Genomic DNA, 19,522 nt, shown 5'->3' with positions numbered 1-19,522 from the left:
CCGCGCAAGGTGGAATCGCCCATAGACAGGCGGTGCGGGCGGCTGTAGGAAAATAGCCTCCATTTTCACTAACCTTCCTAGCTACCAAACATGAGTGCTTTCAACGAAGAAACCGTGCTGAGCGTGCACCACTGGACCGACCGCCTGTTCTCCTTCACGACCACGCGCGACCCGTCGCTGCGCTTCAGCAACGGCCACTTCACCATGATCGGCCTGCGCAAGGAAGACGGCAAACCGCTGCTGCGCGCCTACAGCATTGCCAGCGCCAACTACGAAGAGCACCTCGAATTCCTCAGCATCAAGGTGCCCGAGGGCCCGCTCACCTCCAAGCTGCAGCACATCCAGGTGGGCGACAAGATCATTGTCGGCAAAAAGCCCACCGGCACCCTGGTCACCGACTACCTGCTGCCCGGCAAGCACCTGTACCTGCTGTCCACCGGCACCGGCCTGGCTCCGTTCCTGAGCATCGTGCGCGACCCCGAAACCTACGAGCGCTTCGAGCAGGTCATCGTGGTCCACGGCGTGCGTCAGGTTGAAGAGCTGGCCTACCACGACCTGCTGACCGAGCATTTGCCTGCCCATGAATTTTTGGGCGAAATGGTCAGCAGCAAGCTGCGCTACTACCCCACCGTCACCCGCGAGTCCTACCGCAACATGGGCCGCATCACCGAGCTGCTGCACAACGGCAAGCTGTTCACCGACCTGGAACTGCCCGAGTTCGACCCGGCCATCGACCGCGTCATGCTCTGCGGCAGCCCCGGCATGCTGGTGGACCTGAAGCACATGCTGGAAGAGCGCGGCTTCAAGGAAGGCAACACCTCCACCCCCGGTCACTTTGTGGTGGAACGGGCTTTTGCCGAGAAATAAGGCACACCCCCAGGCTGCAGCGCAAGCGCTTTTCGCCAACCCCCTTGCAGGGGGCGCATCTGGTGGCCTGGCAAAGCCAGTTCCACGGATGCCTTGAGGGGCATCCGGCCTGGCTGATGCAGCCGTAGCAGTGGCCCGCTCACTTCTTGCGCAATGTACGTGCCCGTGCCGTAGCCGCCGGTAGATCATGGTCCCAAGGCGCGCCCTCGCAGCGTGCCGCCAAAAAATCCAGCAAGGTGCGCAGCAGCAGCGGCTGGTGCTTGCGCGACAAATAACTGGCGTGGATGCCCAGCACTTCGGGCTCGCAGTCGGGCAACAGGCGTACCAGCCGCCCCTCGCGCAAGGCCTCGCTCACCAGGTAGCTGGGTAGCATGGCGATACCCGCACCGCCCAGGGCTGCGTGCAGCAACACCGTGGTTTCGTTGCTCTGGAACGGCCCGTTCACCGGCACCCGCACAGTCTCACCCTGGTAGTGCAGGCGGTACTCGCTCTGGCCCACCCGCGCGTGCGTCAGGCAGGCATGGCCGCGCAAATCTGCGGGCACTAACGGCGGGCTGCGCCGCGCCAGGTACGCAGGCGCAGCGCACAGCACCGAGCGGCAGTCCGCCAGGCGGCGCGCCACCAGCCCGTCGTCCAGTGTGTTGGTGATGCGTACCGCCAGGTCGATGCGCTCTTCCACCAGGTTCACCGCGCGGTCCAGCGCAATCATCTCGATCTGCGTCTGCGGGTACTGCACTAAAAAGTCGGCCAGCACCCGCGACAGCCAGGCCTGCGCAAACGATACGCTGGAGGTGATGCGCAGCCGCCCGCCCGGTGCGGCACTGCGCTGGCCTGCCAAGGCCTGCACATCGCTGGTGAGTGCCAGCACCTGGCGGCAATGCTCCAGGGCTTCGGCGCCCGCATCGGTAAGGCTGACGCGGCGCGTGGTGCGGTGCAGCAGGCGCACGCCCAGCCAGGTTTCCAGGCTTTCCAGGTAGCGCGACACCATGGCCCGCGACATGTCTAGCGCGGTGGCGGCCTCGGTCAGGCTGCTGCGGTCGGCCACCTCGGTAAAGACCTGCATGGCGGTAAAACGGTCCATCTATTTACCCGAATAGTGCAACAAATATTTGCAATTCTAGGTGTTTATCTATTTTTTCGAATCAATAAACTAAGACCCGCTAACCCTTTTCATCCACACCCCGGAGACACCATGCAACCCACCCTGATCCGTTTCGGCCTTGCCGCCCTGGCCCTGGTATCCGCCACCGCCTTCGCCCAAAACCTGCCCTACGGCGCGCCCATCAGCCTGGACGCTGCCAAAAAAGTCGCCCAGGCCGCTGCCGCCGAAATGCACAAAAAGCGCCTGGAGCTGACCATCGCCGTGGTCGATTCCGGCGGCAACCTGGTCTACCTGGAGCGCGCCAACCAGGCCCCCATCGGCACGGTAGATGCCGCCATCGGTAAAGCCAAAGCCGCCAACGGCATCAAAGCCCCCACCAAAGCCATCGAAGAGCAGATCTTGGGCAACAACAAACTCAACCTGCTGGCCGTGCCCGGTGCCTTCCCGGTAGAAGGCGGCGTGCTGCTGGTGGCCAACAACCAGATCGTCGGCGCCATCGGTGCCAGCGGTGCCATGCCCGCAGACGACGGCGCGGTCGCCAACGCGGGCGCGAAAAGCCTGCAACCCTGATCGAGCGAGAAAATAGCACCATGCCCACCACCCTGACCTATCTTTTTGACCCCCTGTGCGGCTGGTGCTACGGCGCTTCGCCAGTGATGCAGCAACTCGGGCAACACCCTGGCTTCACCCTGGCGCTGGCCCCCACCGGCCTGTTCGCAGGCGGTGGACGCACCATGGATGCGGCTTTTGCCGACTTCGCCTGGTCCAACGACACGCGCATCGCCAAACTCACCGGCCAGCCCTTCACCCAGGCCTACCGCACCCAGGTGCTGGGCCGGCACGGCAGCCCGTTCGACTCCAGCACCGCCACCCTGGCGCTCACCGCCCTGTCCTTGACCGAGCCCGCACGCGAGCTGCAAGCCCTGAAGCTCTTGCAGGAAGCCCGCTACGTCGATGGCCTGGACACCACCGCCGTACCCGTGGTGGAAAAGCTGCTGCGTGGTGCCGACCTGGCCGCCGCCGCAGACCGCCTGGTCGCCGCCGATGCCGACCTGCGCCAGGCCAACACCCTGCGCCTGCAACACGCCCAAGGCTTGATGCGCAGCCTGGGTGCCAGTGGCGTGCCCGCCCTGGTGCGCACCGACGCATCCGGCAGCCGCCTGCTGCCCGGCAATGCCTTGTTTGGCAGCTTCGAGCAGCTGCTGGACGCGTTGCGGGCGTAAGCTTGCGGTGGAGGAGTCCCCCATGACCGCACTGCACGACCAACTGGCCCAGGTGTTAGCCCACCTGCGCGCTAACCGCTGGACCCAAGCCCACAACCTCGTCCAATCCGACAACTCCCCGTTGTCGAACTGGCTGCACGGCATCGTCCACATCCAGGAAGGCGACCTGGAGGATGCCGAATACTGGTACGACCAAGCCCAGCGTAACTTCCGCAGCCGCGGTACTTTGGCCGAGGAGATGGAGCGGTTTGAGGCGGAATTGCTCTCAAATAAAGAGTAAAAAATAGGAGCTGCTTACGCCCATGGGATAAGCGCTAGAGGCTGATTTTGTGGGTAAAAATAAGCCAAAAAATCTGAGAACACCTCAGCCCGCGCCCTAGGCGCGATGCCCGGCGCAGCCGGGCCGATCCCGCTCCCTGGGTTCCCCATCTGTATGCGCCGAGGAGCACAGCTTTGGGCGGATCAGGGCTGGCGTCTGTTTGAGCGCCAGCGAGTTTAGCCAGACCCCGCCCAAAGCGAGCACCGCAGGTTCCCCGTAGCGCTAGCGCAGGGGCGCAGACAGTTGGGGCGCCTTTCTTTTGGTGACTTTTCTTTTGCGCAAAAGAACAAGTTACTGCGCCGCCGGGCGCATCACCCGGCCGAGGATGCTGGCAGACACCCAGAAAACGTAAACGCCAACCCGCCAATAGGGGTCGGAGCACACGCGCGACTGGGCGGGAGGGTTGGCCTCCATTTTTCGACGCGCGTGGATGATCCGACCCCCATTGGCTACCGTCCGTACAGCCCCACAGATTGCTTCCCTTTTGATAGCCAAAAACAGGAGCGGCTCACGCCCATGGAACAAGCGCTAGAGGCACTTTTAGTACCCCAAAAAACACCTCAATCCTCAAAAATCCGCGTCTGCGCCGCTTCCCCTGCCCGCACCCAGCCCCGGTACATGCCCGCGCTGATGTAGGGCAGGGCGATGTTGCCTTGCCGGTCTACCGCAATCACCCCGCCTTCGCCCCCCAGCCGCCCCACCTCGGCCAGCGCCGCCTGGCTGGCGGCTTCCAGATTGGCCCCGGCGTAGGCCATGCGGGCGTGGATGTCGTGGGCCACGCAGGCGCGGATGAAATACTCGCCCGAGCCGGTGGCGCTGACCGCGCAGCTCTGGTCGTTGGCATAGATGCCCGCGCCCACCAGCGGCGAATCGCCAATGCGGCCCGGGTGCTTGTTGGTCATGCCGCCGGTGGACACGGCGCTGGCCAGGTGGCCCGCGCTGTCCAGGGCCACCGCGCCCACGGTGCCGAACTTGCGGGTTTCGTCCAGCGGCGCAGCATGGTCCATCTGCATCGCCGCACCGGCGGCGGTTTGCAACTGGTGCAGCTGCGCCAGCCGGTGCGCGGTGTGGAAGTAGCCCGGTGGCATGGCCTCGAAGCCGTGGTCGCGGGCGAACTGCTCGGCCCCATCGCCGCTGAGCAGCACGAAGTTGGAATCCATCACCGTGCGCGCCAACTGCACTGGGTTGCGCAAGCTGCGCACGCCCGCCACGGCACCGGCAGCCAGCGAGGCCCCGTCCATCACGGCGGCATCCATTTCGTGCTGCGCCGCCGAGGTGTAGACCGACCCGCGCCCGGCGTTGAACAGCGGCTCGTCCTCCAGCGCCCGCACCGCCGCCACCACCGCATCCAGCGCGCTGCCGCCCTGGGCCAGCACCGCCTCGCCCGCGGCCAGCGCGGCCCGCAGCCCGGCGTGGTAGGGCGCGGCATCGGTCTGGCCACGGGCGATGGTGCCTGCGCCGCCGTGGACGGCAAGGGTGTATGGAACGGTCAAAGTTGTCTCCCGAGAAATCAAAACTGCCACTGTACTGGATGCAAAATAGCCGCATGACTTCACCCCGTGTTCGCATCCAGACCGCCGATTTCGACCCCCGCACCGAGCTGGCCGCACTGCGCCAGGGCGACCGCCGGGTGGGCGCGGTGGTCAGCTTTTTGGGCACCGTGCGCGACTGGCACCCCGATGTCACGGGCGAGGTGCTGAGCCTGGAGCTGGAGCACTACCCGGGCATGACCGAAAAGGCGATCGAGGCCATGGTAGACCAGGCGCTGGAGCGTTTCGACATCTACGCCGCCCAGGTCATCCACCGCGTGGGCCTGCTGCAGCCGCTGGACCAGATCGTCTGGGTGGCGGTGAGCTCGGCGCACCGGGGCCAGGCGTTCCAGGCTTGCGAATTTTTGATGGACTACCTGAAAACCCAGGCCCCGTTCTGGAAGAAAGAAGTGACCCCGGACGGTGCGCGCTGGGTCGATGCGCGGGTGCAGGACGATGCGGCTTTGCAGCGTTGGGGCATTGCTGCCAGCAACGCCTGAAGCGTCAACCGGGCGAAATTTGCAGCTCGAACGCCCCGTGCGCCAGATCCGACGGCAGCGTGCCGCGGGCCAGAGCCCCCAGCAGGGCCAGCGGGTCGCAGTCGAACGGGGCCCAGTCTTCCACGCCGGTTAACTGGGCGCGCACGCAGCGGCATTCGTAGTCCAGCACCTGCAGCAGGTGCGGCACCTGTCGGGCCTCGGGATGGGCGTGCACAAAGCTTTGGAAGGCCTGCAGCTCGTCGGACACAAAGGGCTGCGGCCACTGCCCGCGCCAGAATTCGGCCATCAACGCATTCGCGGCGGCATCGCCCAGTGTCAGCACCAGCAGCCGGTAGCTCAGGGCCAGGCCCTCGGCCAGGGTGCCCGCGCGAAAGCTCTCCACCAGGTGGCGCAGCACGGGCACGCCGGGGTCGTCGGCCAGTGCGCTGGCATGGGGCTCGGGCGTGCGGCCGTTGACCAGCGCACCCAGGGTCTGCTCCCAATCGGCGGGTGACAGCGCAGCGGGGCCTGCGGGCGGAAAAACCGCAATCGTGGGGGCTGCCACGGCGCTGCCACGGGTGCGCCATAGTGTCTGCAGCGCCTCCAACTGCCCGGCCAGCAGATCCCAGCCGATCTGCCGGGCCTGCACGTAGTCGGGCATGATTTCAAACACCAGGGCCCCCAGGTTGGGTAGCCGGGGCAGCCACTCGGCGCACGCGGCCATCACCTCGGGCGGGACCAGGCCGCTGTGCGCATCCAGCCAGTAGCCGTCGTGCAGTTCGCCACCGGCCACGTGCACTTCCCACACCCGCTCCAGCGGCAATTGCTGCAGGGCGGCATGCATGGACTGGCGGCCATTGCGCTCGTTGCACCACAGGTTGTGCAGGTCTAGCACCATGCCGCAGTCGGCCTGCGTGGCCACCTGGGCGTAGAACTGGCCGTCGGGCAGCTCGCCGGGCTGCGGGCGCAGGTAGTTGGGGCCGTTTTCAAACGCGATGGGCACACCCGATAGCTGCTGCAGAGCGCGGATGCGCTGCGCCGCCAGCGTCACTACGTCCTGCGACTGCAGAGGCGGCAGCAAAAAGCCGCTGTGGGCGCTGCCGCCACCGGCTTGGGGCACGCGCTGAAATGCCAGGTGCTCGCTGGCCCAGGGGGCTTGCAGGCGCTCAATGCTCTCGCGCCACGGCGCAAACTGCCGCGCATCCGGATCGACCGACGCGGCCAGCGGCATGCCCACGCCATGCACCAGCTTGCACTGCGGGCTGCGCAGCAGCGATGCAAAGGCGCCATCCATCAGCGAGTGGGCGGCCACGCCGCTGTGCCACAGGGTTTGCGGCTCTACCTCCAGCACGTCCAGCAGCCCGCCGCAGTCGGCGTAGAACGGGGCCAGCGCGGGGAAGTAGACCATCCCCACGCCCAGCGGCGGCGGCTGGAACATGGCGCGAGGCTGTGGGTTCAGCGCAGCACTTCCTGCAGGCCCAGCTTGGCATCCAGCACAAACTGCCGCTGCACATTGAAGCGAATGTCCCAGCCCGAGCAGCAGCCCAGACAGCCCAGTTTGCCCAGCAGCTCTTTCTGGATTTTCTGGAATTTGGCGATGTCGTTGTGGACTTCGGACGGGATCGAGACCCGCACGACGTTGCCTACCGAGGGCATGCTGATGGTGGTAGTGGCCATGGTGTTGCTCCTGTTTCATCCGGCGCAAATGGAGCAGATGCCCGTGCGCCAATGGGCGGCACCTGCGCCCCGGCAGGGAGCGCCTGGGACGGTTCAAGAATAGAACTTTGGCAGTTACCTGCATCCCTCAAAAGGGGGACAAATAGCCACCCAGGTCCGCAACTAATTCAGGTATTTGGGCCGGTCTGCCTGCACCGGCGCGTCGCTGGCCTGCAGCGGCGGTGCGCCCAGCAACTCGCTGCCTTCCCCCCAGGCCGACTGCTGCAGGGCCCGCTCCAGCAACTGCACCAGGCCGTGCACCAGCGGCGGGGCCAGCTCCACCTGGAAGCCACGACCGTTGGCCTGGCCCACCAACTGCTCGTTGAAGGCGATTTTCAGGGGGCCGTTGGCCACCGGGGTGATGCGCACCTCGGTCACCAGCAGGGGGGCGCTGCCCAGGGGCAAGGCGGCAGGGGCAGCAGTGTCGGGTGCATCTTGGTAGGGTGTGGAGAAGTCGGCCTCGCGCAGCACGGCTTCGCGCTGGAAGTCGGCCAGCATCTTCTTGCTGGCCTCGTCGCGCAAGTGGCTGGCGCCGCCGTCTTGCCGCGCCACGTGCTCCACCACGGCTTTGTTCAGCGTGGGCCACAGGGCCAGGGTGAGGCGGCGGGTCAGCCACAGGCGCATCTCGGTGCCTTCGGTGGAGTTGATGCGTACCAGAATGCGGTCTTGCTCCTGGTTGTAGCGGGCCGAGAGCTGGTGGATGTTCATGGGTGGATTTTAGGACTTTGGGTCTATTTGCATTTGCTTCTGTTTTTATAGCTGCTTGTGCTGATTCCATAAGCACAGGAGGCTGATTTTTTATAAGCCCCGGGTTTGATCTGGCGCAAGCTTTGCCACCGCGGAGTCTTGAAAAAGCAGAGCTCTGGCCCATCTGTCACAGCATTGGAGATCCACATGCGACAAGACAAACTCACCACCAAATTCCAGGAAGCCCTGGGCGACGCACAAACCCTGGCACTGGGTGCCGACCATGGCTACATCGAACCGGCCCACGTGCTGGCGGCCATGCTGCGGCAAGACGACGGCCCGCAGGCGCTGCTGCAGCGCGCAGGCGTGAACGTGCCCAGCCTGCTGGGCGTGGCCGAGGCGGCCCTCAAAAAGCTACCCACGGTGCACGGGCAAGACCAGGTGCAACCCAGCCGCGACTTCGTCAGCCTGCTGCAGGGGGCCGAGAAAGAAGCCATCAAGCGCGGCGACCAGTTCGTCTCCAGCGAGCTGTTTTTGCTGGCGCTGACCGACAGCAAGGCCGACTTTGCCCAGCAGGTGCGCGCCGCGGGCCTGACCCGCAAATCGCTGGAAGCGGCGATTGATGCGGTGCGCGGCGGCCAAAGTGTGGACAACGCCGATGCCGAAGGCCAGCGCGAATCGCTCAAAAAATACTGCCTGGACCTGACCGAGCGCGCCCGCATGGGCAAGCTAGACCCGGTGATTGGCCGCGACGACGAAATCCGCCGCGCCATCCAGGTGCTGCAGCGCCGTACCAAGAACAACCCGGTGCTGATCGGCGAACCCGGCGTGGGCAAGACCGCCATTGTCGAAGGCCTGGCCCAGCGCATCGTGGCGGGCGAGGTGCCCGAGTCGCTCAAAGGCAAGCGCGTACTCTCGCTGGACATGGCGGCCCTGCTGGCCGGAGCCAAGTTCCGCGGTGAATTCGAAGAGCGCCTGAAGACCGTGCTGAAAGAGCTGGCCAAGGACGAAGGCCAGACCATCGTCTTCATCGACGAGCTGCACACCATGGTCGGCGCGGGCAAGGCCGAGGGCGCGATGGACGCGGGCAATATGCTCAAGCCCGCCCTGGCGCGCGGCGAATTGCACTGCGTGGGTGCCACCACGTTGGACGAGTACCGCAAGTACATCGAAAAAGACGCGGCCCTGGAACGGCGCTTCCAGAAAATCCTGGTGGGCGAGCCCACGGTAGAGGCCACCATCGCCATCCTGCGCGGCCTGCAGGAAAAATACGAGGTGCACCACGGCGTGCAGATCACCGACCCGGCCATCGTGGCCGCGGCCGAGCTCAGCCACCGCTACATCACCGACCGGTTCTTGCCTGACAAGGCGATCGACCTGATCGACGAGGCCGCGGCCAAGATCAAGATCGAGATGGATTCCAAGCCCGAGGTGATGGACAAGCTCGACCGCCGCCTGATCCAGCTGCAGATCGAGCGCGAAGCCGTGAAGCGCGAGAAAGACGAATCCTCGCAAAAGCGCCTGGGCCTGATCCAGGAAGAGATCGTTCGGCTGCAAAAGGAGATTGCCGATTACGACGAGATCTGGCAGTCGGAGAAAGCCCAGGCCCAAGGCTCCAAAGAGGTCATGGGCGACATCGAGAAAATGCGCTTCCAGATCGAAGAACTCAAGCGCAAGGGCGACTTCAACAAGGTCGCCGAGCTGCAGTACGGCAAGCTGCCCGAGCTGGAAAAGCAGCTCAAGGAAACGCAGGCCAAGGAATCGGTGAAGGGCTCCGCCAGCGCCCCGCGCCTGCTGCGCACCCAGGTGGGCGCGGAAGAAATCGCCGAGGTGGTGGCCCGCGCCACCGGCATTCCCGTGTCCAAACTGATGCAGGGCGAGCGCGACAAGCTGCTGCAGATGGAAGTCAAGCTGCACGACCGCGTGGTCGGCCAGGACGAGGCCATCACCGCGGTAGCCAACGCCATCCGCCGCAGCCGTGCGGGCTTGAGTGACCCGAACCGGCCCACCGGCTCCTTCCTGTTCCTGGGCCCCACGGGCGTGGGCAAGACCGAGCTGTGCAAGGCGCTGGCGGGCTTCATGTTCGACTCGGAAGACCACCTCATCCGCATCGACATGAGTGAGTTCATGGAGAAGCATTCCGTCGCCCGGCTCATCGGCGCGCCGCCCGGCTACGTGGGCTACGAGGAGGGCGGCTACCTCACCGAGGCCGTGCGCCGCAAGCCCTACAGCGTGCTGCTGCTGGACGAGGTGGAAAAAGCCCACCCCGATGTCTTCAACGTGCTGCTGCAGGTGCTGGACGATGGCCGCCTGACGGACGGCCAGGGCCGCACCGTGGACTTCAAGAACACCGTGATCGTGATGACCAGCAACATTGGCTCGCCCATCATCCAGACCATGGTGGGCCAGGACTACGAGGACATCAAGGACGCGGTGCAGGACGAGCTGAAGAACTACTTCCGCCCGGAATTTTTGAACCGCATCGACGAGACCGTGGTGTTCCACGCGCTGGACGCGAAGAACATCGAAGCCATCGCCGCCATCCAGATCAAGGTGCTGGAAGCCCGCCTGGCCAAGATGGACCTGACGCTGCAGGTGTCGCCTGCGGCCATCGCCGAGCTGGCCAAGGTCGGCTTCGACCCGGTGTTTGGCGCGCGCCCCCTGAAGCGCGCCATCCAGCAGCGCATCGAGAACCCGCTGTCCAAGCTGCTGCTGGAAGGCAAGTTCCTGCCCAAGGATGTGATTCCGGTGGACGTGGACCCGATCCAGGCACCGGGGCAGTTCAGCTTTGGGCGGGCGGTGGCGTGACGGGCGTGGTACGCTTTATCGCATGCCCTCTCTAGCCACCCCGGTTGATGCCGCTACCGCCCACGCCGTCCAGTCTTTTCTGGGGCGTGTGGCGGTGGTGTACCCGGTGGACTACGCCATTTTGTTTGGCAGCCGGGCGCGGCACACCCACCAGCCCGACAGCGATGCCGACGTAGCCGTGGTGTTGCACGGCGTCCACGGCGAACGCACCGAGGCGGCGATTAGCATGGCCGGGATTGCTTTTGATGTGCTGTTGGACACCGGGATCCTGGTGCAGGCCTTGCCCTTGTGGCAAGACGATATGGACTACCCGGAGCATTTCAGCAACCCGGCGCTGATCGACAACATCCGGCGAGAAGGTGTCCGTTTGTGAGTGCGCCCATGTCGCCCACCCGGTATCTGGAAAAAGCTGAGCGGGCCTTGGGGGGCGCAGAACTGCTGTTGGAGGCTGGTGAGGTTGAAGGTGCTTGCAACCGCGCCTATTACGCCATGTATGACGCTGCGCATGCGGCGCTATTGGCGGTGTCTGCCGTGGATTTCAAAACCACCAAAACCCACCGTGGCCTGATCGCAGCCTTTGGGCACCAACTCATCCAAACCAACTTGCTGCCCCGCGCGCTGGGCCGTTCCTTGAACGAGGTGGAGCAGGTCCGCTTGTTGGCCGACTACACCGGTGATGATGTGACGGCGGTTACCGCCCACTGGGCGGTGGAGCAGGCCCGGGTGTTCGTGGTAGCAGTATCCACCATGTTGCAAAACTCGGGTACGCCGCCAGCCGGATAGCGTTTGCTACGCAAAAAGGGGCTGGGAATCACTTCCCAGCCCCTTTTTTGTAACCGCCGCAGCGGTTTACTTGACCTTCTTGGCCTGGGCGGTGGACCACTTGCCGGCGAAGGCTTGCAGGTCGCTCAGGCGCTTGAGCAAATCGGCACCGCTGGGGGTGACGCTGTAGCCTTCGGAGCCGTGGGTCAGCAGGTCGGCTTCGCGCAGCTCTTTGAGGCGGGTGTTCAGGGTGTTGGGGGTGACACCGCCCACGCTGTCTTGCAGCAGGCGGAAGGTCTGGGCGTGGCCGTCGCGCAGGGCCCACAGCACGCGGATGGCGTAGCGGGACTCCAGCAGGGCCAGCAATTGGTGGACGGCGACGTTTTCTTTGGAACTCATGGTGTGTTCTCCTCGGTGTATTGGTTGGGGCCGTGCAAGACGCTCACACGCCAATGCAGTGGACCAACTATACCGCAAAAATCAAAATTGCTACTAGTTTAATAGCATTGTATGCATGAGGTGTCTGCGCCGTAACTGAATTACGTCTGATATGGTTTTTGCAGCAAAGAAAAGGGGCCGCGCTACCGCCTGGTGCGATACCCGGCCTGGGAGCGCGTTTTACTCTGCGTGCGTTTGCGAAGTAGGGCACCTGTTGGCAAGGCTGTGCGCTTCGGCATGGTCGCCAAAGGCGTGTTGGGTTCGGGCCTCCCCCGGGTCAAGGGGCGACGACGCTGGTCAAAAACATCCGTATCTCCCCTGCCATGCGGTCAAAGTAGGGGTTGAAGCTAAGCCGCCGCAGAATGGTTGCGGGCGGCAAGCTTGGGGGTACGGGTGCTTCGCCGTACAACACTGCCAAAGTTGCACGGGTGGCGCAGGCGGCGACTTGCATGGCGGGGGTGCTGCAAGCGCAAAACTGCGCTATTTGCTTTGGATCTTTGGCGTAGTGCTTGCAGTCGGCATAGTTGCCCTTGATCCCGTAATGCAGGTTGTCCGGCTTGACCGGCCACGATGTGTGGGAGAAGTCGCCTACCGTCAAACCCGCAAATGCAAGGGCGGCAGGCACAACGGTGATGCGCTGGAGGGGGTCTTTTGGTGCGCTTGCAGCATCTGCACCATGGGCCGCCAGCAGCATGCGGTTGCGCGGGTCGGTGGTGCTGACAAATGCCTGGATGCTTTCGCTGGATTCGACCGTGTTGTCATTGAAGCTCAGCGCCATATAGACCGGTAGCGGGATGGGGGCCTCTTTCAACCGGTCCCGGAGGGAGGCATCCAGCAGGCTGATTTGTAGAGCCGCGTGCACGGCAAAAGACTCGTATTTGGCAAAGTCCTGGTCCAAATGGGTGTCTTGCCAGCGCCACGCCTGTATCCATCCAGAGAGTTTGTCTTTGGCCCAAGGCAGGAAGGGGTTTTTAGCTTTCCGGTTTTTGGGCTCAATCGCAGGCGACAGCAGTACCAGGCTGGCCAGCGGTGCCGCCAGCGGCTGGGTTTGTTGCTGGTAGGCCCAGTAAATGCCCAGCGCGCCGCCGGTGGAAAAGCCCACCAGGTGCACCTGCGCGGCCACGCCTGCAAAGCTGCCAACGCCATAGCCTACGGCGGCAATCCATGGTGCGTAGTCGGTCTGCACCAGGTCGCCAGGGCGGGTGCCGTGGCCCGGCAGCAGCAGGCTGCGCACTTGCAAGCAGCGGCCCGGGGCGATGGGCTGGCGGGCCAGTTCGTCGCCCAGGTCGCGCATCAGGTAGGGCGAGTCGGTCAGGCCGTGCACCAGCAGCATGCCGTCGGTGTTGGCCGGGGTGCAGTTCTGGCCTTGCAGCGGCCAGGCGCGTGGGCCGATGGCTTGCGCCAGGGGCTCGCCGTGGGGGATGGGCGGGGAGCCCGGCGGCATCGCGTAGTGGCGCTCGGTCATCAGGGCTTGCGTGTCCTGGATGTAGTGGGCGAAGTCTTTGGGCTTGCCGTCAGGGGCTAACCAGGTTGCCTGCGTGGTGCCGGGGTTTAGCCTGTCTTTGTAGGGCGTTTGCGCGCAGGCCAGGCCGCTGGCCAGTACCCATGCAGCGAAGGGCCCGCAGCGTGCCAGGGTCTGCAAGAGGGGGTTGCGCATATGCCTTCTCCTTGTCGGTGGCGAACCAGCATACGAATCCGGCCGGTGGAAAGCATCCCCCGAATGGGGGCGCTGAGGGTTGATCTACGTCCGGTATATTTTTTGCAGCAAGCGAATCAGGGTTTTGCGCTCGGTGGTGGTGAGGCTGCTGGTGGCTTCGATTTCCAGGTGTTCCACGGTGCTTTCGGCCTCGGTCACCAGGGCTTCGCCTTCGGGCGTGAGGTGCAGGCCCAGGGCGCGGCCATCCACAGGGTGGGGCTGGCGTTCGATCAGGCCGCGCTTTTCCAGGGTGTTGACCATGCCCACCACATTGGGCGGCAGCAGGCTCAAGGTGTTGGCCAACTGGCGCGAGGTGATGCCGGGGTTGTGGGTGATCAGCGACAGGATGGAGAAATCCACCGTGCGCAGGTCGTATGCCGCCATGCGCTTCAAAAACACGTCGAGGATGACCAGGTAGGCCCGGCGGGCGTTGTAGCCCACCAGGCCCTCCAGCATGGTGCTGTCGACGGTACTGGCGAATTTGGGGGGGCTGGTGACGGTCATAGTGCTATTTTGCCAGCCGTTACAAGCTCCCCCAGGCCTTCACCTATTGACAGCTAAAGCTGGCCGCGCTTTCCACATCGCCGCTGCCTTTGTAGCGCGCCACCTTGGGGTAGGCGCACAGCGGGCGGCTGCGGGTGGGTGACCAGGATGCAGGCACGTCGGGATTGGCCCCGGCACCATTGCCCGCGCCGCGCACGTTGGCCACCACGTTGTCGGGAGCCTGGCCTTTTTCGACCCAGTTGACCAGTTGCGTCAGCATGTCGAACTGGTCGGTTGCCGGGCCCACCGCGCAGTGCGACATGCCGGGCACCTGGTAGAAGCGGGCGAAGTTCGAGGCATCACCGCCATTGGCCGAGCGCAGGCCGTTGTACCAGGTGGTGGTGTCGTCCACCGAGAAGATGGCATCGCTCACGCCGTGGTAGACCATGACCTTGGCACCCCGGTTCTTCAGCTTGCCCAGCTGGGTAGGCTCCACCGGCTGCATGAAGGACAGGCCCGACTCGGTGTAGGTGGCGTTGGTGGCTGCCACGGCGGCCAGCTTGGTGTCCACCGAGGTGGTCAGCGCATAGCTTGCACCGTTGAAGGTGGCCGGGTCGGCAGGCGGCGCGCCCCAAATCAAGGCGGTCGCGCCCGAGTCGATGTTCAGCGGCACAAAGAAGCGCCAAAACGACGAATCTGCCGCGTTGTGTCCGCTGTCATACGGAAAGCTGGCGTAGAACTTCTTGCCCTGGCCGTCTGTCGCGCCGGAGAACATGGGGGCAAATGCCGTCTTCTGGGCCGGGCTCAGGCAGCTACCGTCGCGGGCTCCGCTGCAGGTGGGTACGTCGCGCTGCAGGTCGAACCTGGCCTGGCAGGCGGCTACGTCCTGGATCATCCCGTCGGCCACACCGTCGAGCGCGTCGCATTTGGCCACCACGGCGGCCGACAGCGTCGCCCGTTCGGCGCTGCTGAAGGACGTGCTGAGGTCGGCCGGGTTGGTGGCCACGGTGGCCAGGTGCTTGGCGCGCTCCTGGTTGGCGATGGCCGCCAGCGGCAGCCGGTAGCCGGGGGCACCGGCCAGGTAGCCGTCGTACTGGTCGGCCATGCGCGTCATGGCCACGAAGGTGTGGCGGCCACCATTCGAGCAGCCGCTGATGTACGAGCGGTCCGGGCCTTTGCCGTAGGCCGTGGTGATCAGGGATTTGGCCATGGGCGTGAGCTTGGCCACGGCCTGGTAGCCGTAGTCCAGGCGGGCCTGGAAGTCGATGCCAAAGGCCAGGTTGCCCTGGCCCGTGTGGCCTGCGTCCGAGCTGATGACGGCGAAACCCTGTTGCAGCGCCACCTGGGGCTGCGGGCCACCGCCGCCCAGCGCGGGTTGGATCAGGCCGTCCGAGCCGCCATTGGCCTGGTAGAAAAAGCGGCCATTCCAGGCGTTGGGCAGGCGCATTTCAAAGCCGATGGCGTAGTTTTTGCCGTCGGTGGGGCTGACGCGGGGGAACATGTTGCCGGTGATCAGGCAGTGCGCCGGCACGGACGCGCCCGCAGCCGTCACGGCACCTGCGGCCACCGGGCTGGCGGCGGTGATGGTGGTGTTGGCAAAGTTGATCTTGCTGGCCAGGTCGCTGCACGACAGCAGCGTGCCGGGCGTGGCCGCTGCCAGTTGCGGCAGGCCATTGTCTGAGCCGCCGCAGCCTATGAGCAGGGCGGCGGGCAGCAGGGATGCCGCCAGCAAGCCAGGGTGGAATTTTCTCGTCATGGTGTTGTCTCCTAGTTGGGGGTGCACGAAAACCCATGGCAGGCCTCGCATGCTATTTATTCAATAGCTGCTTGTGCTCATGCCATGGGCGATAGAGGGATATTTGGCTTAAAAATGACTCACTGGCAGCTGAAGCTGGCTGCGCTTTCCACATCGCCGCTGCCTTTGTAGCGGGCCACCTTGGGGTAGACGCACAGGGGCCGGGTGCGGGTGGGCGACCAGGAAGCAGGCAGTTCGGCGTTGACCACGTTGGCACCGGCACCGCGCACATGGGCCAGCACGCTGTCGGGGGCCTGGCCTTTTTCGACCCAGTTGACCAGCGGGGCCAGCATGTCGAACTGGTCGGTAGCGGGGCCGCCCGAGCAGTGGTTCATACCGGGCACCATGAACAGGCGGGTGAAGTCGTTGGCTTGGCCTTTGTTGGCGGTCTGCAGCTTGTCCATCCACTGGGCGGTGTCTACCGGCGAGAACACGCCGTCGGCCACGCCGTGGTAGACCATCATCTTGGCACCCCGGTTACGCAGCGTGGCCAGGTTGGTTTCATTGGGCGGCACCATGAAGTCCCACGACGACTCGGTGTAGGTGCTGTTGGTGACAAACATCTTCGGGTAGTCGGTCTCCATGCTGAAGTTGAGCGCGAATTGAAGGCCGGTGGTGGCGGTAAAGGCGGCCACGGTGCTGGGCGGCGTGGTAAAGATGAAGGCCACTGCGCCCGCATCGCGCGTGGCGGGCGAGCCGAAGTGCCAGCTGGCAAAGTTGGCACCGGCAATGCCGGGGTCGAACCAGGTGCCGGTGTACAGGGCTTCGCCCTTGCTGTTCTTGGGCCCGGCAAAGATGTTGGCCAGCACGGTTTTCTGCGCCGGGCTCAGGCAGCTGCCGTCGCGGGCACCGCTGCAACTGGGCACGTCGTTTTGCAGGCTGAACGCGGCCTGGCAGGCGGCGGTGTCTTGCACCTGGCCGTCGGCCACACCGTCCAGCGCGTCGCACTTGGCGATGATCTTCTCGCCCAGCATCTTGAATTCGGCGGGTGTGACGGCGCTGGTCAGCACCGGCTGGCTGTTGCTGTCCAGGGTGGAGATGCTGGCGTACTGCTGGGCTTTCCAGAGCTGGGTGGTGGCGGCCTTGGGCAGGTGAAAGCCCGGGTTGCCCGCCAGAATGCCGTCGTACTGGTCGCCGTAGCGGGCCGCGGCCACCATGGCGTGGCGGCCACCGTTGGAGCAGCCTGCGAAGTAGGAGCGGTCGGGTGCCTTGCCGTAGGCGGTTTTGATCAGGCTTTTGGCCATGGGGGTGAGGCTGCCCACGGCCTGGTAGCCGTAGTCGCGCCGGGCCTGCGGGTCCAGGCCGAAGAAAGGCGTGGGTGCGCCGTGCCCGGCATCCGAGCTCAGCACCGCAAAGCCCTGGCCCAGGCCGGGTGCCAGGGGCGCGGCCCCGCTGGTGGCCCCGGCGGCAGTGACCACGCTGCCGTCCAGCCCGCCATTGGCCTGGTACAGAAAGCGGCCATTCCAGGCCACGGGCAGGCGGATCTCGAAGCCGATGGCGTAGCTGGCACCGTCCACCGTGCTGGTGCGCTGGTTCATTTTCCCTTTGACCAGGCAGTGCGCCGGGAGGCTGACCCCGTTCAGCACCAGGCCGCCTGCGGCCACGTCCACCGCCGAGGTGATGCTGGTGTTGGGCAAAGCCAGGCTGCTGGCCAGGGCGGCGCAGGATTGCAGGGTGGCCGGGGTGGCCGCCGAGAGCTGGGGCAGCCCGCCGTCCGAGCCGCCGCAGCCGACCAGCAGTGCGGCGGGCAGCACGGATGCCGCCATCCAACCGGGGTGGAATCTTCGTGTCATGGTGTTGTCTCCAAGGGCCAGGCGCAGGGGAGCCCGCAGCGCGGCCTGGGCCATCGCTGTACACGCTGCGGGCGGGGAAATCGGTTTGCTACTTAATGAATAGCTGCTCGTGCTTGTCAAATAAGTACGGGAGGCACTTTTTGCTTAAATTTTCAAACGCTGCTGAAGGATGGCCAGGCGCATATCGCACTCGGGTAGCACCCAGGTGCGGAAGGCGTGGGCCGGGGTGGCCCAGCGTGCATCGGTGCTGGCGGCGCTGATGCGGCTCCAGGCGGATTCCAGCAGCACCAGGGCCACGGCGCGCAGGTAGTCGTCGGCCACCCAGTAGGGGAGTTCGGGGTCGGCGGGGGCGGCCTGTACCAGCGCGGCAGTGGTCTGGATGAGCGCATCGCGGTGCGTACTGGCGGGCAGCTCGGCCAGCAACGCGGTGATGCCCGCACCGCCATCGGCCAGCACCTTGCGCACCAGCAGGTCGATGGCCTGGATTTCGTTGGTGCCTTCGTAGATCATGGCCACCCGGCTGTCGCGCACGATCTGCTCTATGCCCCATTCGCTGATGTAGCCGTGGCCGCCAAACACCTGCAGGCAGGCACTGGCACCGGCAAAGGCCTGGTCGGTCATCGCGGCCTTCAGCACCGGGGTGACCAGGGCGCACCAGCGCTGGGCGGCGGCGCGCTGGGTGGCATCCACGCTGTGCGCGGCCACGTCCAGCTGCAGGGCGGTGTGGTAGGCCAGCACCCGGCCCCCGTCGATCCAGGCGCGTTGGGTGGCGAGGATGCGGCGGATGGCGGGGTGCTCGTGGATCAAGCTGGGGCCGCTGGCGGCGGTAGGCGCGCGCATCTGGCGGCGCTCTTGGGCGTAGGCATCGGCCTTTTGCCAGGCCGCTTCCAGCAGGCCCACGCCTTGCAGGCCCACGTGCAGGCGGGCGGCGTTCATCATCACAAACATGGCGTTCAGGCCCTTGTTGGCCTCGCCTACTTGCCAGCCGGTGGCATCGTCAAAACGCATCACGCAGGTAGGGCTGCCGTGCAGGCCCATTTTTTCCTCGATGCGCTCGCAGACCACGGCATTCAGGCTGCCGTCGGGCAAGACTTTGGGCACGAGGAACAGCGACAGGCCTTTGGGGCCGGGCGGTGCATCGGGCAAACGCGCCAGCACCAGGTGGACGATGTTGTCGGTCAGGTCGTGCTCGCCGCCGGAGATGAATATCTTGCTGCCGTTCACCCGCACGCTGCCGTCTGCCTGGGGTGTGCCCTTGGTGCGCACCAGGCCCAGGTCGCTGCCCGCGTGGGCCTCCGTCAAGCACATGGTGGCCAGCCATTCGCCGGTGGCAATTTTTTCTAAATAGGTATCTTTGAGCGCCTGGCTGCCGTGGTGCTTCAGGCAGGCGTAGGCCCCGTGCAGCAGGCCGGGGGCCATGGTCCAGCCGTGGTTGGCCCCCGCCAGCATTTCGAACAGCACGCCCTCCAGCACCGCAGGCAGGCCCTGGCCACCGTCTTCGACCGCGCACGACAGCGATGGCCACCCGGCTTGCCAGAAGGCCTGGTAGGCCTCTTTGAAACCCGGTGCCGTGGTCACCACCCCGGCGTTGAAGCGGCAACCCACCTCGTCGCCCACGCGCTGCAGCGGTGCCACCACGCTGGTGACAAACTTGCCCGCTTCCTCCAGCACCTGCATTGCCAGATCGGCATCGGTGTCGGCAAACGGCGGCAAGGCCTGCCACTGGGCGGGGGCTTGCAGCACGTCTTTGAGGATGAAGGCGATGTCGGAAAGTGCGGCCATGGGCGTGCTCTAGTTTTGATAGCTTGTACCGCCCACGGAATGG

At 65.2% G+C, this 19,522-nt stretch carries 19 protein-coding genes; 8 read left to right on the top strand and 11 right to left on the bottom strand.

The genetic code is table 11. The annotated features are described in order from the left end of the window. The first annotated feature begins 90 nt into the window (after nt 1-90). Nucleotides 91-867: a ferredoxin--NADP reductase gene (locus AC097O_RS21350; protein WP_479594963.1), complete on the top strand. Its 777-nt coding sequence runs from the start codon at nt 91-93 to the stop codon at nt 865-867. Nucleotides 868-1,006: 139 nt separating this feature from the next. On the opposite strand, the gene AC097O_RS21345 is transcribed toward AC097O_RS21350, so the two are convergent. Beyond that, nucleotides 1,007-1,948, bottom strand: coding sequence for a LysR family transcriptional regulator (locus tag AC097O_RS21345; protein WP_479594961.1), 942 nt, complete (start codon nt 1,946-1,948; stop codon nt 1,007-1,009). A 111-nt stretch (nt 1,949-2,059) separates the two neighbouring features. Here AC097O_RS21345 and AC097O_RS21340 point away from each other — a divergent pair, with 111 nt between their 5' ends. Genes AC097O_RS21340 through AC097O_RS21330 form a run of 3 tightly spaced genes read left to right on the top strand, consistent with a single transcriptional unit; the run spans nt 2,060 to nt 3,472 of the window. Next, nucleotides 2,060-2,539 carry a GlcG/HbpS family heme-binding protein gene (locus tag AC097O_RS21340; RefSeq protein ID WP_479594960.1) on the top strand — a complete coding sequence of 160 codons (480 nt, stop codon included), beginning with the start codon at nt 2,060-2,062 and terminating at the stop codon, nt 2,537-2,539. 20 nt (nt 2,540-2,559) lie between these two features. Beyond that, on the top strand, nt 2,560-3,192 hold the full coding sequence (locus tag AC097O_RS21335) for a DsbA family protein (RefSeq protein WP_479589415.1): 633 nt from the start codon (nt 2,560-2,562) through the stop codon (nt 3,190-3,192). A gap of 22 nt (nt 3,193-3,214) precedes the next feature. After that, nucleotides 3,215-3,472: a hypothetical protein gene (locus tag AC097O_RS21330; RefSeq protein ID WP_479594958.1), complete on the top strand. Its 258-nt coding sequence runs from the start codon at nt 3,215-3,217 to the stop codon at nt 3,470-3,472. Nucleotides 3,473-4,071: 599 nt separating this feature from the next. Here the strand turns inward: AC097O_RS21330 and AC097O_RS21325 are convergent. Further along, nucleotides 4,072-5,004 (bottom strand): isoaspartyl peptidase/L-asparaginase family protein, encoded by a 933-nt coding sequence (locus tag AC097O_RS21325; protein WP_479594957.1) that lies wholly within the window; start codon nt 5,002-5,004, stop codon nt 4,072-4,074. 53 nt (nt 5,005-5,057) lie between these two features. Here AC097O_RS21325 and AC097O_RS21320 point away from each other — a divergent pair, with 53 nt between their 5' ends. Beyond that, complete coding sequence (locus AC097O_RS21320) at nt 5,058-5,540, top strand: molybdenum cofactor biosynthesis protein MoaE (RefSeq protein WP_479594955.1); 483 nt, start codon at nt 5,058-5,060, stop codon at nt 5,538-5,540. A 4-nt stretch (nt 5,541-5,544) separates the two neighbouring features. Here AC097O_RS21320 and AC097O_RS21315 read toward each other — a convergent pair whose 3' ends face one another. The 3 genes from AC097O_RS21315 to AC097O_RS21305 all read right to left on the bottom strand — a co-directional run bounded on the left by AC097O_RS21315 (nt 5,545) and on the right by AC097O_RS21305 (nt 7,943). Then, nucleotides 5,545-6,957 carry an MbnB/TglH/ChrH family RiPP precursor modification enzyme gene (locus tag AC097O_RS21315; protein WP_479594953.1) on the bottom strand — a complete coding sequence of 471 codons (1,413 nt, stop codon included), beginning with the start codon at nt 6,955-6,957 and terminating at the stop codon, nt 5,545-5,547. Between the two features lie 17 nt (nt 6,958-6,974). Next, on the bottom strand, nt 6,975-7,196 hold the full coding sequence (locus AC097O_RS21310; protein ID WP_479594951.1) for a hypothetical protein: 222 nt from the start codon (nt 7,194-7,196) through the stop codon (nt 6,975-6,977). A 162-nt stretch (nt 7,197-7,358) separates the two neighbouring features. Then, nucleotides 7,359-7,943 carry a hypothetical protein gene (locus tag AC097O_RS21305; RefSeq protein WP_479594949.1) on the bottom strand — a complete coding sequence of 195 codons (585 nt, stop codon included), beginning with the start codon at nt 7,941-7,943 and terminating at the stop codon, nt 7,359-7,361. A 186-nt stretch (nt 7,944-8,129) separates the two neighbouring features. On the opposite strand from AC097O_RS21305, the gene clpB reads away from it, so the two are divergent. The 3 genes from clpB to AC097O_RS21290 are packed head-to-tail and all read left to right on the top strand — an operon-like array spanning nt 8,130 to nt 11,513. Next, nucleotides 8,130-10,730 carry an ATP-dependent chaperone ClpB gene (gene clpB / locus AC097O_RS21300; protein ID WP_479594947.1) on the top strand — a complete coding sequence of 867 codons (2,601 nt, stop codon included), beginning with the start codon at nt 8,130-8,132 and terminating at the stop codon, nt 10,728-10,730. A gap of 22 nt (nt 10,731-10,752) precedes the next feature. Further along, nucleotides 10,753-11,103 carry a nucleotidyltransferase family protein gene (locus AC097O_RS21295; protein WP_479594945.1) on the top strand — a complete coding sequence of 117 codons (351 nt, stop codon included), beginning with the start codon at nt 10,753-10,755 and terminating at the stop codon, nt 11,101-11,103. An 8-nt stretch (nt 11,104-11,111) separates the two neighbouring features. Further along, nucleotides 11,112-11,513 (top strand): HEPN domain-containing protein, encoded by a 402-nt coding sequence (locus AC097O_RS21290; protein WP_479594943.1) that lies wholly within the window; start codon nt 11,112-11,114, stop codon nt 11,511-11,513. Between the two features lie 66 nt (nt 11,514-11,579). On the opposite strand, the gene AC097O_RS21285 is transcribed toward AC097O_RS21290, so the two are convergent. The 6 genes from AC097O_RS21285 to AC097O_RS21260 form a co-directional block, all read right to left on the bottom strand. Then, on the bottom strand, nt 11,580-11,891 hold the full coding sequence (locus tag AC097O_RS21285) for a winged helix-turn-helix transcriptional regulator (protein ID WP_315190280.1): 312 nt from the start codon (nt 11,889-11,891) through the stop codon (nt 11,580-11,582). 316 nt (nt 11,892-12,207) lie between these two features. Next, on the bottom strand, nt 12,208-13,587 hold the full coding sequence (locus AC097O_RS21280; protein WP_479594940.1) for an alpha/beta hydrolase: 1,380 nt from the start codon (nt 13,585-13,587) through the stop codon (nt 12,208-12,210). A gap of 84 nt (nt 13,588-13,671) precedes the next feature. Next, nucleotides 13,672-14,130 carry a MarR family winged helix-turn-helix transcriptional regulator gene (locus tag AC097O_RS21275; protein WP_479594937.1) on the bottom strand — a complete coding sequence of 153 codons (459 nt, stop codon included), beginning with the start codon at nt 14,128-14,130 and terminating at the stop codon, nt 13,672-13,674. A 43-nt stretch (nt 14,131-14,173) separates the two neighbouring features. Next, nucleotides 14,174-15,865, bottom strand: a complete 1,692-nt coding sequence (locus AC097O_RS21270) for a tannase/feruloyl esterase family alpha/beta hydrolase (protein ID WP_479594935.1) — start codon at nt 15,863-15,865, stop codon at nt 14,174-14,176. Between the two features lie 119 nt (nt 15,866-15,984). Beyond that, nucleotides 15,985-17,697, bottom strand: coding sequence for a tannase/feruloyl esterase family alpha/beta hydrolase (locus tag AC097O_RS21265; RefSeq protein ID WP_479594933.1), 1,713 nt, complete (start codon nt 17,695-17,697; stop codon nt 15,985-15,987). 144 nt (nt 17,698-17,841) lie between these two features. Then, on the bottom strand, nt 17,842-19,479 hold the full coding sequence (locus AC097O_RS21260) for an acyl-CoA dehydrogenase family protein (RefSeq protein ID WP_479594931.1): 1,638 nt from the start codon (nt 19,477-19,479) through the stop codon (nt 17,842-17,844). Nucleotides 19,480-19,522: the final 43 nt, after the last annotated feature.

The sequence above is a fragment of the Rhodoferax sp. LS1P39 genome (assembly GCF_056521425.1).
Note: the sequence above shows the minus strand (reverse complement) of the source record. Positions and strands in the feature narration are given on the sequence as shown.

Excerpts from the sequence above, each read along its gene's own strand:
- AC097O_RS21350 (WP_479594963.1), top strand. The coding sequence starts at position 91 with ATGAGTGCTTTCAACGAAGAAACCGTGCTGAGCGTGCACCACTGGACC.
- AC097O_RS21345 (WP_479594961.1), bottom strand. The coding sequence starts at position 1,948 with ATGGACCGTTTTACCGCCATGCAGGTCTTTACCGAGGTGGCCGACCGC.
- AC097O_RS21340 (WP_479594960.1), top strand. The coding sequence starts at position 2,060 with ATGCAACCCACCCTGATCCGTTTCGGCCTTGCCGCCCTGGCCCTGGTA.
- AC097O_RS21335 (WP_479589415.1), top strand. The coding sequence starts at position 2,560 with ATGCCCACCACCCTGACCTATCTTTTTGACCCCCTGTGCGGCTGGTGC.
- AC097O_RS21330 (WP_479594958.1), top strand. The coding sequence starts at position 3,215 with ATGACCGCACTGCACGACCAACTGGCCCAGGTGTTAGCCCACCTGCGC.
- AC097O_RS21320 (WP_479594955.1), top strand. The coding sequence starts at position 5,058 with ATGACTTCACCCCGTGTTCGCATCCAGACCGCCGATTTCGACCCCCGC.
- AC097O_RS21315 (WP_479594953.1), bottom strand. The coding sequence starts at position 6,957 with ATGTTCCAGCCGCCGCCGCTGGGCGTGGGGATGGTCTACTTCCCCGCG.
- AC097O_RS21310 (WP_479594951.1), bottom strand. The coding sequence starts at position 7,196 with ATGGCCACTACCACCATCAGCATGCCCTCGGTAGGCAACGTCGTGCGG.
- AC097O_RS21305 (WP_479594949.1), bottom strand. The coding sequence starts at position 7,943 with ATGAACATCCACCAGCTCTCGGCCCGCTACAACCAGGAGCAAGACCGC.
- clpB (WP_479594947.1), top strand. The coding sequence starts at position 8,130 with ATGCGACAAGACAAACTCACCACCAAATTCCAGGAAGCCCTGGGCGAC.
- AC097O_RS21295 (WP_479594945.1), top strand. The coding sequence starts at position 10,753 with ATGCCCTCTCTAGCCACCCCGGTTGATGCCGCTACCGCCCACGCCGTC.
- AC097O_RS21290 (WP_479594943.1), top strand. The coding sequence starts at position 11,112 with ATGTCGCCCACCCGGTATCTGGAAAAAGCTGAGCGGGCCTTGGGGGGC.
- AC097O_RS21285 (WP_315190280.1), bottom strand. The coding sequence starts at position 11,891 with ATGAGTTCCAAAGAAAACGTCGCCGTCCACCAATTGCTGGCCCTGCTG.
- AC097O_RS21280 (WP_479594940.1), bottom strand. The coding sequence starts at position 13,587 with ATGCGCAACCCCCTCTTGCAGACCCTGGCACGCTGCGGGCCCTTCGCT.
- AC097O_RS21275 (WP_479594937.1), bottom strand. The coding sequence starts at position 14,130 with ATGACCGTCACCAGCCCCCCCAAATTCGCCAGTACCGTCGACAGCACC.
- AC097O_RS21270 (WP_479594935.1), bottom strand. The coding sequence starts at position 15,865 with ATGACGAGAAAATTCCACCCTGGCTTGCTGGCGGCATCCCTGCTGCCC.
- AC097O_RS21265 (WP_479594933.1), bottom strand. The coding sequence starts at position 17,697 with ATGACACGAAGATTCCACCCCGGTTGGATGGCGGCATCCGTGCTGCCC.
- AC097O_RS21260 (WP_479594931.1), bottom strand. The coding sequence starts at position 19,479 with ATGGCCGCACTTTCCGACATCGCCTTCATCCTCAAAGACGTGCTGCAA.